Source organism: Prevotella sp. Rep29 (assembly GCF_019551475.1).
Classification (GTDB): Bacteria; Bacteroidota; Bacteroidia; order Bacteroidales; family Bacteroidaceae; genus Prevotella.
This window is the reverse complement of sequence record NZ_CP047159.1, coordinates 771,438-787,572: the sequence shown is the minus strand read 5'-3', so window position 1 is coordinate 787,572 and position 16,135 is coordinate 771,438. Positions and strand designations below refer to the sequence as shown.

The 16,135-nt window shown below is 51.1% G+C and carries 12 protein-coding genes and 1 riboswitch; of the genes, 5 read left to right on the top strand and 7 right to left on the bottom strand.

Features of this window, described 5'->3' with window-relative positions:
* Window positions 1-2 precede the first annotated feature (2 nt).
* The 6 genes from GRF55_RS03335 to GRF55_RS03310 all read right to left on the bottom strand — a co-directional run bounded on the left by GRF55_RS03335 (window position 3) and on the right by GRF55_RS03310 (window position 7,857).
* The gene (locus GRF55_RS03335) at window positions 3-1,529 is read right to left on the bottom strand and encodes a cobyric acid synthase (protein WP_220369138.1); all 1,527 of its coding nucleotides are present in this window, start codon (window positions 1,527-1,529) and stop codon (window positions 3-5) included.
* Window positions 1,530-1,651: 122 nt separating this feature from the next.
* On the bottom strand, window positions 1,652-2,500 hold the full coding sequence (locus GRF55_RS03330; RefSeq protein WP_220369137.1) for an ABC transporter ATP-binding protein: 849 nt from the start codon (window positions 2,498-2,500) through the stop codon (window positions 1,652-1,654).
* 2 nt (window positions 2,501-2,502) lie between these two features.
* Window positions 2,503-3,519 carry an iron ABC transporter permease gene (locus tag GRF55_RS03325; RefSeq protein WP_220369136.1) on the bottom strand — a complete coding sequence of 339 codons (1,017 nt, stop codon included), beginning with the start codon at window positions 3,517-3,519 and terminating at the stop codon, window positions 2,503-2,505.
* 4 nt (window positions 3,520-3,523) lie between these two features.
* The gene (locus GRF55_RS03320) at window positions 3,524-4,654 is read right to left on the bottom strand and encodes an ABC transporter substrate-binding protein (protein ID WP_220369135.1); all 1,131 of its coding nucleotides are present in this window, start codon (window positions 4,652-4,654) and stop codon (window positions 3,524-3,526) included.
* Window positions 4,655-4,687: 33 nt separating this feature from the next.
* Window positions 4,688-5,839, bottom strand: a complete 1,152-nt coding sequence (locus GRF55_RS03315; protein WP_220369134.1) for a YncE family protein — start codon at window positions 5,837-5,839, stop codon at window positions 4,688-4,690.
* A gap of 11 nt (window positions 5,840-5,850) precedes the next feature.
* Window positions 5,851-7,857: a TonB-dependent siderophore receptor gene (locus GRF55_RS03310; protein WP_220369133.1), complete on the bottom strand. Its 2,007-nt coding sequence runs from the start codon at window positions 7,855-7,857 to the stop codon at window positions 5,851-5,853.
* 37 nt (window positions 7,858-7,894) lie between these two features.
* A riboswitch (cobalamin riboswitch) is annotated at window positions 7,895-8,078 on the bottom strand.
* A 590-nt stretch (window positions 8,079-8,668) separates the two neighbouring features.
* On the opposite strand from GRF55_RS03310, the gene GRF55_RS03305 reads away from it, so the two are divergent.
* From GRF55_RS03305 to GRF55_RS03285, 5 genes are all read left to right on the top strand, one after another.
* Window positions 8,669-9,538 carry a hypothetical protein gene (locus tag GRF55_RS03305; protein WP_220369132.1) on the top strand — a complete coding sequence of 290 codons (870 nt, stop codon included), beginning with the start codon at window positions 8,669-8,671 and terminating at the stop codon, window positions 9,536-9,538.
* 54 nt (window positions 9,539-9,592) lie between these two features.
* On the top strand, window positions 9,593-11,092 hold the full coding sequence (locus GRF55_RS03300) for a TolC family protein (RefSeq protein WP_220369131.1): 1,500 nt from the start codon (window positions 9,593-9,595) through the stop codon (window positions 11,090-11,092).
* A 17-nt stretch (window positions 11,093-11,109) separates the two neighbouring features.
* Window positions 11,110-12,096 carry an HlyD family secretion protein gene (locus GRF55_RS03295; protein ID WP_220369130.1) on the top strand — a complete coding sequence of 329 codons (987 nt, stop codon included), beginning with the start codon at window positions 11,110-11,112 and terminating at the stop codon, window positions 12,094-12,096.
* 17 nt (window positions 12,097-12,113) lie between these two features.
* Window positions 12,114-13,292, top strand: coding sequence for an ABC transporter permease (locus GRF55_RS03290; protein ID WP_220369129.1), 1,179 nt, complete (start codon window positions 12,114-12,116; stop codon window positions 13,290-13,292).
* 114 nt (window positions 13,293-13,406) lie between these two features.
* The gene (locus tag GRF55_RS03285; RefSeq protein WP_220369601.1) at window positions 13,407-14,624 is read left to right on the top strand and encodes an ABC transporter permease; all 1,218 of its coding nucleotides are present in this window, start codon (window positions 13,407-13,409) and stop codon (window positions 14,622-14,624) included.
* A 408-nt stretch (window positions 14,625-15,032) separates the two neighbouring features.
* Here GRF55_RS03285 and GRF55_RS03280 read toward each other — a convergent pair whose 3' ends face one another.
* Entirely contained in the window at window positions 15,033-16,133 is a 1,101-nt protein-coding gene (locus tag GRF55_RS03280; RefSeq protein WP_220369128.1) for an Mrp/NBP35 family ATP-binding protein, read from the bottom strand.
* Between the last annotated feature and the right edge of the window lie 2 nt (window positions 16,134-16,135).

The following is a 16,135-nucleotide window of genomic DNA, read 5'->3' as shown; positions in this document are numbered from 1 at the left end:
TTTTATCGGTTTTTTCCCTGCAAAATTTCATACACTCTTTCCATATCAACATGCTGACGCACATGGTCTGCCAAACGGTCATACTGCCGATTACGAAGGGTTTGATAATCTTCATCCCATGCATTGCTGCCTGCGTCGCCACCCTTTCCTATCAGATAGTCGATAAAAGCAGCATTGTCGAGTATGCCGTGGATGTAGGTTCCCATGCAAGTTGCTGTTGCCATACATCCTTCCGCCAACATTCCGTCTTCCGTACAGATATGGTTCATTGGCGATGCTCCCTGCTCTGTAAAGACGGTCTCGCCCATGTGTATCTCGTAACCGCTCAACAAATCTGCCGACACATTGTCCCACACTCCCTGAAAGCGCACCTGGCGGGTGATTTTCTCCTTGGTCATGGTAGTCTCTATCGGCAGGAGCCCCAAACCGGGCATCATCTCCACATCACTCTCCGTATGATGAGGATCTTTTATGCGCTGTCCCATCATTTGGTAACCACCACAAATACCCAAGATTTTCGCTCCTCGCTCATGGGCACGAACGACTGCCTGTGCACAACCATTACGGCGCAATTCGCACAAATCGGCAACGACCGTCTTGCTGCCAGGAACGATAATGACATCCGCTTTCTCTATTTCCTGCACGTCATCCGTATAGAAGAGATGCACACGCGTATCGTGTTCCAACCGACTGAAATCCGTGAAGTTGCTGAGATGCTTCAGCAATAAGACGGCGACATTTGTTTTCCCTGCGACGGCTGTCTTTTTCTTTGAAACGAGTGCCACACTGTCTTCCTCGTCGATGACGATATCATCCACATAAGGCACCACGCCCAACACAGGCACTCCTGTCAGGCGCTCAAGCAAACGTTTTCCCTCTTCAAAAAGGCGCAGGTCACCTCTGAACTTATTGATGATGACTCCTTTTATGCGCTCCCTATCCTCAGGCGTTTGGAGAAAAATACTTCCATACACACTGGCGAAGACCCCTCCCCTGTCGATGTCTGCCACCAAAAAGACCGAAGCGTCAGCATATCGCGCCATGGGCATATTCACCAAGTCGGTCTCTCGCAGGTTCATCTCACTGATGCTGCCTGCTCCCTCCAACACTATCGGACTGTAGCGTTTTGCCAATCGGTCGTATGCCCGATGCACCTGCTCCCGCAGTTCCTCTCTCCCCTCTTTCCGGAAATAGTCGTATGCCTTCTGCGTGCCGAAAGGCTTTCCATTTAACACAATCTGCGACGTGTGATCCGACTGCGGCTTCAACAGAATCGGATTCATGTCCGTGTGCGGAAGGATTCCAGCCGCCTCTGCCTGCACCGCCTGTGCCCGACCAATCTCATATCCTTCAGGTGTCGCATACGAGTTGAGTGCCATGTTCTGTGCCTTGAAAGGAGCTGGTTGATAACCGTCTTGACGAAAGATGCGGCAGAACGCAGCAGCAATCAGGCTCTTACCCACGTCGCTGCCAGTCCCCGCAAACATCACAGGGCGCAATTCTCCTTTCTTACACGGCTTTTCATTCATGCCTGCAAAGATACATGAATTTCGGCAAATAACGAAATTTCCCAAAAAGGCTTTTACAAGAAGTACACTCTAACCACCTTTTATTCTTAATTCTCAAGAGAGGTTTACCATTGGATTAACGCTTAGCCTTGTTTTTCGACACGGATGCTGAGATGTTCGCGGTTGAACATGATGCCCTTGCGCTCGATGAAAGCGGTGAGTGCGTCGCTCTGCGCAAGTTGTTGCGGTGTTCCGATAGTAAGTTGTGAAAGGGAAGCGTCAGTTGATGGCGCGGTATCAGTCTTGCTCATCAACCAAAGGATGTCAGAGAGCTGGAGTGCCAGTTCGATGTCGTGTGTAGAAAGGAAAATGGTTTTTCCTGATTGCCGTGTGAGGCGGTGCAGAAGTTGCATGACTTCGACTTTGCTGGGATAGTCGAGGAAGGCGGTGGGCTCGTCGAGAAAGATGACGGGTGTCTGTTGTGCGAGTGCTTTTGCAATCATCACTTTCTGCCGTTCACCGTCGCTGAGTGTCTGTATCATGCGGTGCTGCAGGTTTTCTATTCCCACATTGACGATGGCTTCTGTGACGATTTCTTCGTCTGCCGCCGTCAGTTTCCCCCAGAATCCGGTGTAGGGACTTCGCCCGAGTCCTACGAGCTCGCGGACAGACATGTTTTGCAGAGCAGGTCGCTCAGTGAGCACGACGCCTATGAGCCGCGACAGTTCTTTGTTGGTATATCGTCGCAACGACTTACCTTGTATTAGCACGTCGCCGGCGAGTGGAGGCTGGAAAGCGGAGAGTGTGCGCAGGAGGGTTGACTTACCGATTCCGTTGGAGCCTATCAGACTGGTCAGCCGTCCGCCACAGAGTTCGGCATTGATGCCTGCTGCGACTTCCCTGAAGCCAGTCCGCTTGGCTTTGTATCCAATCGTGAGTTCCTTACATTCTACGCTGATGACGGCAGGGTGCGTTTCCGGAGTTGGGGTCATACTTATTTCTTTTTATTTGAGATGATGACGTAGATAATAACCGGTGCACCCATAATCGGTGTGACGGCGTTCAGCGGTATGACACCGTTCTCGCCCGGCAGGAAACAGATGAGGTTGCAGAGCAATGCGATGACTGCTCCTGTGAGCATGGTTGCCGGGAGCAGCGAACGATGGTTGTCGGTGGTGAGCAGCAGTCGGGCGATATGCGGCACGGCGAGTCCGATGAAGGCTACCGGTCCGCAGAAAGCGGTGGTCACAGCGGTGAGCAGTCCGGTGATGATGATAAGCCAGTTGCGCACTCGCAGGGTGTTCACGCCCAGATTTTCCGCATATTGTTCACCGAGCAGGAGGGCATTCAAAGGTTTGATCAGCAGTGCCGATGCGAGGAGCCCAATGAGGGTGATGGATGCGAAATAGGGCATGTGGCTCATCGGCACGCCGCCGAAGCTTCCCATTCCCCACACCATATACGACTTCACGCCCTCGTCGGTAGCGAAGAAGTTCAGCAGTGAGATGGCTGACGAGGCGATGTAGCCTATCATGATTCCGATGATGAGGAGCATGACATTGTTGTGCACGATGGTCGAGAAGAAGAAGATGAGCAGCATGACCGCCATGGCTCCGATGAAGGCTGCGATGAGGATGGCGACGAAGCCGGACACATTGAATACGCCCACGCCAAACGAGCCGCCAAAAAGCAACATCACAAGTGCCACTCCGAGCCCGGCTCCGCTATTGATACCGAAGATGGAGGGACCGGCGAGCGGATTCTTGAATGCCGTTTGCAGCATGAGTCCGCTCACGGCAAGGGCTGCTCCGCAGAGAATGGCAGTCAACGCCTGTGGGAGGCGCGACTGGAGAACGATGAAGCGCCAGCTTGCCTTGATGGTCTCATCGCCTGAAAGAATGGCAAGGACATCGCGCACGGGAATCTTGATTGAACCCATGATGAGATTCAGCCAGAACAGCAAGATAATCAGCGCTGTCAGTCCGATGCAATATTTCAGTCCTTTGCCCACGCTCTCAGTTGTTAATCTTAAAATAATAACGCAGTGGATGCAGTCCCTTCAGGTCGGGATGGAATATCTGGATGAAATCGCTCAACAGATAGTCGGGACGGAAAGGCGACTGCTCGTAGAACAACGTCTTTGCCACGTTGCATCCATAGACCTCGCCCGTATTGAAGGCTTTCAGTTGTGAGTAGCCTTGCTTTTCGGCGAGCAGGTCTTTCATGGTCATGGAACGGTCGCTGTTGTAGCGATAGAGCCACACATCGCAGTCACCGGCTTTCTCCAACACCGACTCGAACGGCAGCGAAAGGCTTCCGCTGTGTGTGTCGCCGGAGAAGGGATATACGCCGCCGGCATCTGCCAACATCTGTCCGATGGTGCTTCTTCCGCCGGGCACATACCACACGCTGCCTGTCACCTTATCGACGATGACGGAACGGGAGACTTTCGAGGTCTTTGCCAGCTCTTTCAACGCATTGTAACTGCTATCGACTTCAGCGAAGAGTTTTTCTGCCTGCGCCTCCTCACCGAGCAGCAGCCCATAGAACTTCATCCATTCGGCGCGTCCCAGCGGTGAGGTTTCCATGTATTCTGCACACTCTACAATGGGGATGTTGATTTCTTCGAGCTTGCCGTAGCCGCCACTGTTCTCAAAGGGCGAGAGGAGCATCACGTCGGGATTCATGTCGATGACTTTCTCCACGACGGGACTCAGTCCCTCACCGCAGTCGGCGATAAGTCCTTTTTTGCACTGCTCCTGAATCCAAGGAATCTTGATATATTTCAGGTCTGCCACGCCCACGATGCGGTCTTGCTGTCCGAGCGTCATGAAAAGACTGCAATGGACGGTCGTAAAGACCACTGCCCGCTTGACCGGCGTACGGATGATGGTACCTTCGGGCAGGTCGGCGGGCAACTCATTGGCTTGCGGCACGAGGATATAGGTATGCAGCGTCTTCCCTTCCTTCCACGGGTTGCGCAGCTTGACTTCCGTATAGCCGTCGTGCTGGACAATGGAGAGGTTGGAAGAGTATTTCAGCGCAATGGTGTCGCCTTCTGCAGAGTTGACAGAAGTGCTGCCGCCCGTACATGAAGAGAGGGCGGCAAGCACAACAATCAATGCGAAGGACAAAAGTGTCCTCATTCGTTTGCCTGTTTTTTTCATTCGTAACTGAAATTACTTCCAGTAGGCGTTAAACACAATAGCGTTCGGTCCCACACCACAGTCATACGTATTCAGTAACTCACCGCTCGGAGAGTATTCTGCTACATAACCATTCACAGCGTAACCCGCTTTTCCGGGACGGCTTGGGTTCTCGTTGTAAGAAGCGATGTAAATCTTTCCTGTGGCGGGATCTGCTGCTATAACGTTCGGATTGAAGAAACGGTCCAAACCTACTTGGTAGGTGGTTTTCTCACCTGTGAGTATATTATACGAGAAGAATTCGGTAGGATTTGTTCCATACACAGAGTTGACAGCATAGATATTGGTGCCAGCAAATCCTACGTGGGTGCAGTCGAATAAGGTCGTGGTTTCTGAACCCATTCTATTTGGAATCAAGCGAAGTCCACCCATTACTGTTGAATAGTTACCCATATCGAGCACATAGATGTCACTACCTGCCACAGCAACAGTCATCGGATTGACGATTTTGTCGCTCTTAATCGGGCTGTCAATGCCTGTCTTCAGGTCAATAACCGAAATGGAAGGCTCGTTAAGCATGCCATAATCTGAATTTGCTACGTAGAGGTGTCCGTTAGCAACTGCCACTCCTTCAGGATAGCGACCTGCAATATAGGTTGATGCCAGTCCCAACGTCACCGTATCAAGAACAGCCACATAGCCGTTACCTCCTGAGGTGCCCGTACCAAAGTCAGAAACTGACGAACCGTAGGTAGAGAAATACACCTTACCCTCTGAGGCTGTCAGGTGACGAGGGCTGACGCCTCGCTCCACACCCATGAGGTCCGTAGTTTTAATCTGCTTGATACTTTCCAGCGTTTTTGCATCTACCACTTCGATGGTGTTTTCGTTTGTTACGGCAATATACATTTTATTTCCATAGATAATTGCATCGTTCACTGTCATTCCCAAACTACGTCCATTTTTGCTCATGAACTGATTTTGGGCTGCAGTCTGTGTGGCATAATCAATGTAGGTCAGGCTACCATTGATGCTACTACCCATGTTTCCCCCACAAATTACGTAAGCGCCATCACTCACGACTACCGGGAATGGATAGTAAGGACCGTCGTTGTCATCATTACAAGCGGTGAAGAGGGCTGCGCCCATCAGAAGAACCGCAAAGGATAATAAATACTTTTTCATTTTTTCTTTTTTTAAAATTTATAACTGATTGAAAATTGATAACTTCTTCCTGGCATGGGATAGCGACCTACTATCTCATATTGCTTGTTGAACATGTTTTTCAGATCGAAACGGCATTCCAACACTGTGCGTCCTATACGGAAATTGCGATAAGCTGTCAACGCACAGTCGATATAGCCATTAATCATCGTTCCTTCGTAGTGCTCGTTATTGGGCCAGCGGCTACTTGTTCCTACACTGTGGAATGAAAGGTTTACCCAAGGATTTTCATAAGTCAGTGCTACACTTCCTGAGTGCTTTGGCATATATGCAATCTGATAGCCGTAGGTATAGGACGAGGGATTGTTTTGGTTTTTCACGCGCTGATAACTGTAATTGGCAGACAGCAAAAGGCGATGGCTACCTCCTAATTCTTTAATGCCTTTCAGCGTAAGGTCTACCCCATAGGCATTGACTTTATCTACGTTTACACATGTCCAAACGAACATATTATATGGCACAGCAACAATCATATCTCTAATGCGATTATAATATCCGTCTGCCGACACTTGCACATAATCGCCCTTACCGATGCGTTTGCCGTAGGTTGCTCCAAGATTCAGCTGCCATGTTGACTCTGCCTGCAGGTCTGTACTGCCATAATGATAATAGTAACTTTCGTTGAATGTCGGCACTCGGAAGATATTTTTATAGGAGATACGGACAAAGAAGTCTTCACTCTCGAAAGGCTTATAAGAGAGTGACAGCGAGGGGGATAACCTGCGCATATTACGGGCATGATATCCTCCGTTACGATCGCCGTTGAGATAAAGCGAATAGAGAATGCGCGCCAAGACCGTCAACTGCTTTCCGCCATACTTTGCTGTAGCACTTTGCAGTATTCCGTGTCGATAAGGGCGGCCGACAATCGTGCGCCATGAACTACCACTAAGATTATTAAATATGTAGTCTGCTGAATAGTCGAAGACCCAGTTTCCTCTGGGTGCATATAGAAAGCTGACAGAGGTATATGCCTCTCGCTGCCAATAATCTGCGTCGTTCACTCCACCTGCCATCAATGCATCCCGATAGACGGAGCCTACCCAATTGAACTTGCCAATCCATTTCAACGAAAATTTGTCTGCCCAGTGTGTAAGGTAGTGCAGTTGTGCGAAGAAGTTGCGGTCGTGGAGGCGCTCTTTGCTGATGTTGGTGTAATAACGCACCTGTCCTGGCAACTGACGGTTGTTATCGTAATAATACAGTTTTCCGCTCAGCCTGTTCCACTTATTCAGATTCCAAATAAAATCCACCTCTCCATGTCCGCTGTTCATCCGGCTGTTTGTCCGGTGCTCTTTTGTCACAAGTGTGACATTCCTGAGTGTAAACGGATAGTCGTTTTCGGCATACGTGTATTCGCCCGTCAGTGAGAGGGCGAAGTTTTTCGAAAAGCTTTGCTCGTAACGCACAAACGGACTCACATATCCGAAGGAGCCGAATTTCAGCTGAATGGTGAGATGCGGTCGGCGGTCGGCGGTCGGTGGTGAGATGGTCTTGACGTTCAGCACCGAGGTCGTGCTTACCTGTCGTGCCGGAATGAAAATGTCATCGTTGTCGCCGATGACGAGCGACAACTCATCCACATTTTCCAATGAATAGCGCGACAAGTCTATCTCGCCACTCTGACACTCACTGAGCATCACACCGTCGTAGCTTACCCCCGTGTGCTTCGAGCCGAATCCACGCACGGAGACGGTTTTCATTCCTCCCGCCCCTCCGTAATCACGCAGGGTGATGCCCGGAAGCCGATGAAGCGCATCAGCGATATCGGTCACACCTGCCGACAGGAACTCGCCCCGTCCGAGGATATGCAATGGGGCTGTGCTCGACAACACCTTTCGCTGTCGAGTCTCCAACACGAGCACCTCATCCAGGTCGTGGACGGAAGCTATCACCGTGTCGCTCTTTTCGGTCTGCGCATGAGCATGGAGTGCTATGCACAGGCATGTTGCTGCCAACAAAAACTTTTTCGGTTTCATGATATTTTCGTTGCAATCTTTTCCGCGAGACGCATAGAAACATGATACACGACAAGGCAGGTCTTCTGACTTTCCTCAGTCTGTCTCGCCTTCCCAACAACATGCAGTGGCATTCATGAAACAGACCTCTTAAATGAGGATTACAGCAGCGGGACTGTACGGGATTCTCACCCGATTCCCTATTAATCACAATAACGTGAACCGTTGTCGCGGTGCAAAGGTAATACAAATCGAGCGCAGAACAAAATAAATTCATTTATTTTTTATGCCGAGATGCAGTTTACCTTCTGTAAATTCCGAAAAAGAGAAAAATGAAAGGAGAATTTCCTACCCTCTATTTACTTAAGTCCAAACCGACCTGAACGCCTGTTCGTACCCCCCATTCCGACACTGCATAAACATACAGTTGAGGACGCATAAATATGCAGTTGAACTTTCACTTTCCAAAAGTGCCACTTTTAGCTTGCAAAAGTTCCCCTTTCAGCTCCTAAAAGTGCCACTTTTGGAGTGCGAAAGTGGCACTTTTGGAAAGCCCATTCTAACGTATTGAAATTCAGGAGTTTGCAAAACGCACCCAAATCACCCTACTATTGCATAAATATACGGTTGCGGCGGGATGCTAACCGAATTGACCGAGACAACAAACAACAACTATTTTCGCGTTAAAACCACTTAAATTTGCATTAATAAAATCTTTTGAATGCTGTTTTTTTGCTCAACTCGGGCAAAATAATTACCTTTGCCGCCATGATACTCAATCAGTATGATTGAGCATCGCGGATTGAGAAATGACTAATGGCGAATATAAACGATGAAGAGAAACAATATTATTTTAGGGATTCTTGGCGTGCTGCTCGTCGGGGCGGTTGCATTCCTTGGTGTCAGCCTCAAGCGGGAGCGGGATGCGAATGAGGACATGCGCGAACTGGCTGCGCTCGACAAGAAGGAGATGGAAAACGAGTACCAGCAGTTTGCTGACCAATATAGCGAGATGAAGACGAGAATCAACAACGACTCCATCATCGCACAGCTGACCGAAGAACAGCTGAAGACGCAACGGCTGCTGGCTGAGCTCAAGAAAGTAAAGAGCGACGACGCCCGCGAGATTACCCGCCTGAAAAAAGAGCTCGCCACCGTGCGCGAGGTTCTGAGAAGCTATGTGCTGGAAATTGATTCTCTGAACAGACTGAACCAGAAACTGCAAGCGACCAACGAGGAGTTGCGCGTAAGCAACGAAGAGGCTACACGGAAGATTGAGGGACTGAGCAGCGAACGAATCTCATTGACGGAAAAAGTGGCGATTGCCGCACAGCTTGATGCCACGGATATCAATCTGACTGCGAAAAACAAACGAGGCAAGACGACGAAAGAAATCAGCAAAGCCAAAACATTGCAGCTGAACTTCCGCATCGCAAAGAACGTGACAGCAACCACTGGACTGCGAACGCTATATGTCCGCATCATGACTCCTGCCGGAAACATACTGGGAGGTAGCGGCTCGTTCCCGTATGAAAACAAAACGCTGCAATATTCCATCAAGAGAACCGTTGAATACAGCGGTGAAGAGATGCCTGTCACGATGTATTGGGACGTGGCAGAGGCGTTATCGTCAGGCACCTATCAAGTGAGCATCTTCGCTGACGGAAACATGATTGGTTCGAGGAGCGTTGCCTTCAAATAGCCAATCACCTTTACCTCAATAAAAAAGTTATCATCACATTATTATATATATAACATGAAACGAACTGGCATTATTTTCATCTTTCTTGTGGGATTTCTCACAATAAAGGCGCAACGCGTTCTGACGCTTGACAGTTGCCGGTCGATGGCTCTGCGCAACAATAAGCAGTTGCACATCTCACGCTTGCAACGGGAAGTGGCAGTCAATACCCGCAAAGCTGTCCAGACAAAATATTTGCCCAAGGTGAATGGCATCGGCACATACCAGTTCTCGGACAAGGAAGTGTCGATTCTCAATGCGTCACAGAAAAGTGCGCTGAGCAATGTGGGTACCCATCTGACTTCACAGACCGGCGAAGTGATTACGGGAATTGTCAGCGATTTGGTTCAGAAAGGGATTATCTCGATTCAGCAAGCCCAGTTCTTCGAAGGCATCCTTGAGACGGCGGGCGCATCGGTCGGTAGCATGCTCAACAATGCGGGCGAACGCATTAAGAATGCTTTCCGGACAGACACCCGCAACATGTTTGTCGGGTCGGTCAATGTCACGCAACCCATCTACATGGGAGGTGCCATTACGGCTGCCAACAAGATGGCGAAGATAGGTGAAGAGATGGCATCGGACGGTGTTGAACTGAAATTACAGACGATTCGCCACGAGACAGACCAGGCTTATTGGCTGGTCGTTTCGTTGAAGCAGAAACGGCGCCTTGCCGAAAGCTATCTGCAACTCATCGAGCAGTTCAACAATGATGTGAAGAAGATGATTGATGAGGGCGTTGCCACACGGGCTGACGGATTGCGCACCGACGTCCGCGTGAACGAGGCGGAAATGACTAAGATTCAGGTGGAGGACGGATTGGTACTTGCCAAGATGTATCTCTGCCAGCTGTGCGGCATTCCGATGGATGAGGATATCACACTGTTCGACGAGGATAAAGAGGAGTTGGAGCCTACGACCGGGATGACTTTGGAAACGGCGAACGACAGCGTGCTTCTCAATCCCGACAACAGACCTGAATTGAGAATCCTGCAGAACACGGTGGATCTGACGAAATGGAATACGAAACTGACACGCGCGGCATATCTCCCTCAAATTGCTGCCATCGGCGGCTACACCATCTCCAATCCAAGCGTGTTTAACGGCTTCGAGCGGAAATTCAAAGGATTGTTTCACATCGGCGTGGCAGCCCGGATTCCAATATGGAGTTGGTTTGAAGGACGCTACAAGATACGCGCCAATCGCGCAGCAACGCAAATAGCACAGCTGGAGTATGAAGACGCACGGGAAAAGATAGAGTTGCAAATCAATCAGAATCGTTTCAAAGTGAAGGAGGCTTACAAGAAGCTTGCCATGACACGCAAAAACGTGGAACAGGCGGAAGAGAACCTGCGCTGTGCAAAGCTCGGCTTCCAGGAGGGCGTGATGCAGATTACCGAGGTGATGGCAGCCCAGACAGCCTGGCAACAGGCACATACCCAGAAGATTGATGCGGAAATTGAAGTGAAACTCAGTCAGGTGGACTTGCTGAAGGCGCTTGGCAGATTACAATAATAAAAACAAAGAATATCATGTCAGCAAAATCACAACACAACAACATCTTACTTGCAATCATCGGATTTGCGGCAGTCATCGCCATTGTGGCACTCATCGGATTTTTCACGCTCGGGAGAGAGGACAGCATCATCCAGGGCGAAGTGGAAGTGACGGAATACAGGGTATCGTCAAAGTTGCCCGGGCGCATTCTGAAGCTCCTCGTCAAGGAGGGTGACCTGGTTCGTGCGGGCGACACGCTCGCCATTCTCGAAGTGCCTGAGGTGAATGCACAGAAGAAGGCTGCCGAAGCAACTCAAGGAGCTGCCGACGCCATGAGCGAAATGGCGGACAACGGAGCACGGAAGGAACAGATACAGGCGGCATACCAACTATGGCAACAGGCAATTGCCGCAAGGGATATCGCGCAGAAATCATACAACCGCGTGCAGAATCTCTACGACAGCGGCGTGATGAGTGCGCAGAAACGCGACGAGGCACTGGCTGCCTATCAGGCGACAGAGGCACAGGTGAATGCTGCCAAGAGCCAATACGACATGGCTAAGAACGGTGCACGCTGGGAAGAGAAGAAGGCTGCTGCGAAACAGGCACAGGCAGCAAAGAGCGCAGTTGACGTCTTCAAGTCGCTCCTCAGCGAGACGGTTCAGGTGGCAACCATGGACGGGGAAGTGAGCGAGGTCTATCCCGAAATCGGCGAACTGGTCGGCACGGGCTCACCCATCATGAGCATCGCCGTCATGAACAACATGTGGGGAACGTTCAATATCCGTGAAGACCAACTCAAGGGAATGAAAATCGGCGACACGTTCAAGGCTTACGTTCCTGCATTTGACAAAGAGATTCAGATGAAGGTGTACTACATCAAGGACCAAGGAGCGTATGCCGTGTGGAAAGCGACCAAGAGCAACGGGCAGTATGACCTGAAAACATTTGAGGTGAAAGCCAAGCCGCTCACCAAGATTGAAGGATTGCGCCCGGGCATGTCGCTCATCATCAAAGAATAGGGACTGGCACGCTAATCATGCAAAAGGGAAGTCGATACAAGCAGATCTACCGGATTGCACTTCGGGAATGTGGCATTCTGAAGTCCAATCCCGTATATATATTCTGCATGGTTATCTTCCCGATTGCCGTCACGGTATTCTTCACCTCCATCATGGATGAGGGACAACCGGAGAACATGCCGATAGGCGTCATCGACAACGACAACTCTTCCACGTCCAGAGCACTCATCCGCCAACTGGATGCGTTCCAGTCATCGAAAGTCGTTGCACACTACCCCACCATCAACGAGGCACGCAACGCAGTACAGAAAAACAAGATTTACGCCTTCCTCTATATTCCCGAAGGAACCGAAGGAGCGCTGCTCGCCTCCCGACAACCGAAAATCTCGTTCTACTACAACAATGCCTATCTCACTGCCGGCGCACTGCTCTTCAGAGACCTCAAGACCATCTCCACACTCGGCTCGGCAGCCGTCGGCAAGGCGAAGCTATCGGCGCTCGGCAAGACTTCTGCCGAGATACGCAACTTCCTGCAACCCGTCACGATTGACACGCACCCCATCAACAATCCGCAAATCAACTACAACGTCTATCTCAGTTCCTCCCTCATTCCCGGATGTATCCTCCTGTTTATCTTCCTGATTACAGCCTACTCCATCGGTACGGAACTCAAATTCAACCGCTCAAAGGAATGGTTGGCTGCTGCCGACAACAATATCATCGTCGCGCTCATCGGGAAGCTGCTGCCGCAGACGCTCGTGTTCCTCACCATCATGTGCGCCTACGAGTTCTACGTCATCTATATCCTGCATTTCCCGCATTCCGGAGGCATGTGGCGATTGATACTGCTCAATATCCTTTCCGTGCTGTCCGCACAAGGTTTCGGCGTTTTCGCATTCGGACTGACTCCCTCGCTGCGCATGTCGATGAGCATCTGCTCGCTGTGGGCAGCACTGAGTTTCTCGGTGATGGGATCCACCTTCCCCGTCGATGCCATGGACAGCGAGATACAGGCGCTCGCCAATCTCTTCCCCATGCGCCACTATTTCCGCATCTACCAGACCTGCATCTTCAACGGCTTCCCTATTTCGCATGCATGGCTGAACGTCGGTGCGCTCGTTCTCTTCTGCCTTCTGCCGGTCATCGTGCTCCGGCGCATCAAGAAGGCAATGCTCGAATATGTGTATATCCCTTAAAGAAAAAGAGCAATGAAAGAACAGCATACAGAGAACAGGCAGACTAACCGGAAAGCTGAGACGCAGAACGGCTGGAGGGGATTACTTCATAAAATCAACGAAGGAATCCACGACATGTCCCACATCTGGGCATACGAGATGAAGAACACCGTGAAAGACGAGGGCGTACTCATATTCTTCATCCTCGTGCCGCTGCTCTACCCGATACTCTATGCCTGGCTCTACAACAATGAGACCGTTCACGAAGTACCCGTTGCCGTGGTCGATCATTCACACTCGCAACTCTCGCGCAAGTTCATCCGGCAGTTTGACGCATCGCCCAACGTCAAGGTGGCTGCATACAGCAACAGTATCGAAGAAGCAAAGCCCCTCATCGGCAAACAGGAAGCACGCGGCATCATCTATTTCCCGTCTGACTTCGCAAGCAACCTGAACACCGGCAAACAGGCACACGTCAGCATCTACTGCGACATGAGCATCATGCTCTATTACAAGGCCATCTACCAGACAGCCACCGAAATATCGCTCGGAATGGGCGAACAGATACAGAAGAAAGGCGGCATGGGCATGACCGAGCGCGACGACGAAATCACCATACAGCCGCTGGCGTATGAAGACGTACCCATCTTCAACCCATCAGGAGGATACGCCGCATTCATCCTGCCCGGCGTACTCATCCTCATCCTCCACCAGACACTCCTGCTCGGCATCGGGATGGCAGCAGGAACGGCACGAGAGAACAACCGCTACCGCGACCTCGTTCCCGTCAGCCGTCACTACAACGGCGTCTTCAGAATCGTACTCGGCAAGTCGCTCTGCTATTTCATGGTCTATGCAGTGATGGGAGCATTCGTCACACTGTGCATACCCCGGATGTTCAACCTCGTCCAACTCGTGCAGATGGACGACTACATCGGGCTCATGGTGCCCTTCCTCCTATCGACCATCTTCTTCGGGATGATGATATCGTGCGTCGTCCGCTATCGTGAAAACGTCATGCTCATCATCGTCTTCACGTCCGTCCCCCTACTTTTCCTCTCGGGCATCTCGTGGCCGCAGAGCAACATCCCGGGCGCATGGCGAGCCATCGCAGCCCTTTTCCCCTCCACCTTCGGAATACGGGGATTCGTGCGCCTCAACACCATGGGAGCCACCCTCGCCGACATCCGTTTCGAGTACCAGGCACTATGGATTCAGACCACCATCTATTTCTTCGCCACCTGCGCCGTCTATCGCTACCAAATCATACAGGCACGCCTCCACGCCACAGAAAGTGCACGCAAGATGAAGGAAAAGATTATGAAGGCGAAAGCATCATCCGAACCAGCCTAACGTTTGATAGTTGAAAAACAAATCAAGTTGATTTGGTGACCAAATCAACTTGATTTGATCACCAAATTCACTGAATTTGGTTGGAGAAACTTTTCGGGCGGATACACCGATCCGCCCCTACGGGAGGCTGACAACCCTAATCATAATTCTTAATTCAAACACGGCGCATTGTAGGGGTGGATCGGCGTATCCGCCCGCATGAGAGAGTATTTTTTATTATGTGGTTAGAGATTGTCTTCCACCCCACCCCTGCCCCTCCCCTAAGAAGGGAGGGGAGCGCCTAACGGGAGCATCAAATCTATCTCAAAAAGATTTGTGAGATTTGAACAGATTTGTGAGATTTCTGTCACGAAGTGACACTCAATATAAATAAAAAATAACGGGCGGATGCATCATCCGCCCGCATATTCAGTGCTTCACTTCTACTATCTTCGTCGGGTTCATCATCTTGTTGCGTCGATTAACCATCGTCACGACCGACTGCGCCAGCGACAGATACATCTGCGCTTCCTGCGCCGCGGCATCCAGCGACACCGGCTTGCCGCCGTCGGCATGCTCACAAATGCCCTGCACGACGGGAATCTGCGCCAGCAAGGGAATCTGATGCTCCTCTGCCAACCGCTTGCCGCCCTCCTTTCCAAAGATGTAATAGCGGTTGTCGGGTAGCTCTGCCGGCGTGAACCACGACATGTTCTCCACCAGTCCGAGTATCGGCACGTTCACTTTCTCGTTACGATACATGTCGATGCCCTTCCTGGCATCTGCCAGCGCCACCTCCTGCGGTGTGGTGACGATGACGGCGCCGGTGATGGCAAGCGTCTGGAGGAGCGTCAGATGAATGTCGCTCGTGCCCGGCGGCGTATCCAGGATGAGATAGTCCAGCTCGCCCCAGTTGGCATCGCCGATGAGCTGCTTGAGCGCGTTCGAAGCCATGCCACCGCGCCACAGCGTCGCCGTCTCCGGATTGACAAAGAAGCCGATGCTCAGCAGCCGCACGCCATATTTCTCGATGGGCTCTATCAGGTCGCGACCATCGACGCGGGTGGCACACGGACGGGCATCTTCCACTCCGAACATCTTCGGCATGGAGGGTCCGAAAATGTCGGCATCCAACAGTCCCACGCGGAAGCCGAGCCTTACGAGCGAGATGGCGAGATTGGCAGCGACGGTCGATTTGCCCACACCGCCCTTTCCACTGCTCACTGCCACGACGTTCTTCACCTGCGGCAAGAGCTTTCCGACTTCGGGGCGGGGCTTTGACTTGTATTCCTGCTTGATGGTCACCTCCACCTCTTTAGACACATGGTAGTGGATGGCAGCCTCTGCTGCCTTGATGGTTGACTTGAGAAACGGGTCGGTCTCGCGGGGAAAGATGAGCGTGAACTCCACCTTCATCCCATCGATGTGCAGGTCTTCTGCCACCATCTCGCTCTCTATGAGGCTCTTTTTCGTGCCCGGATACGTCACTGTTGCGAGCGCATCGAGTATCAGTTTCGGATAAAGTGTCATAC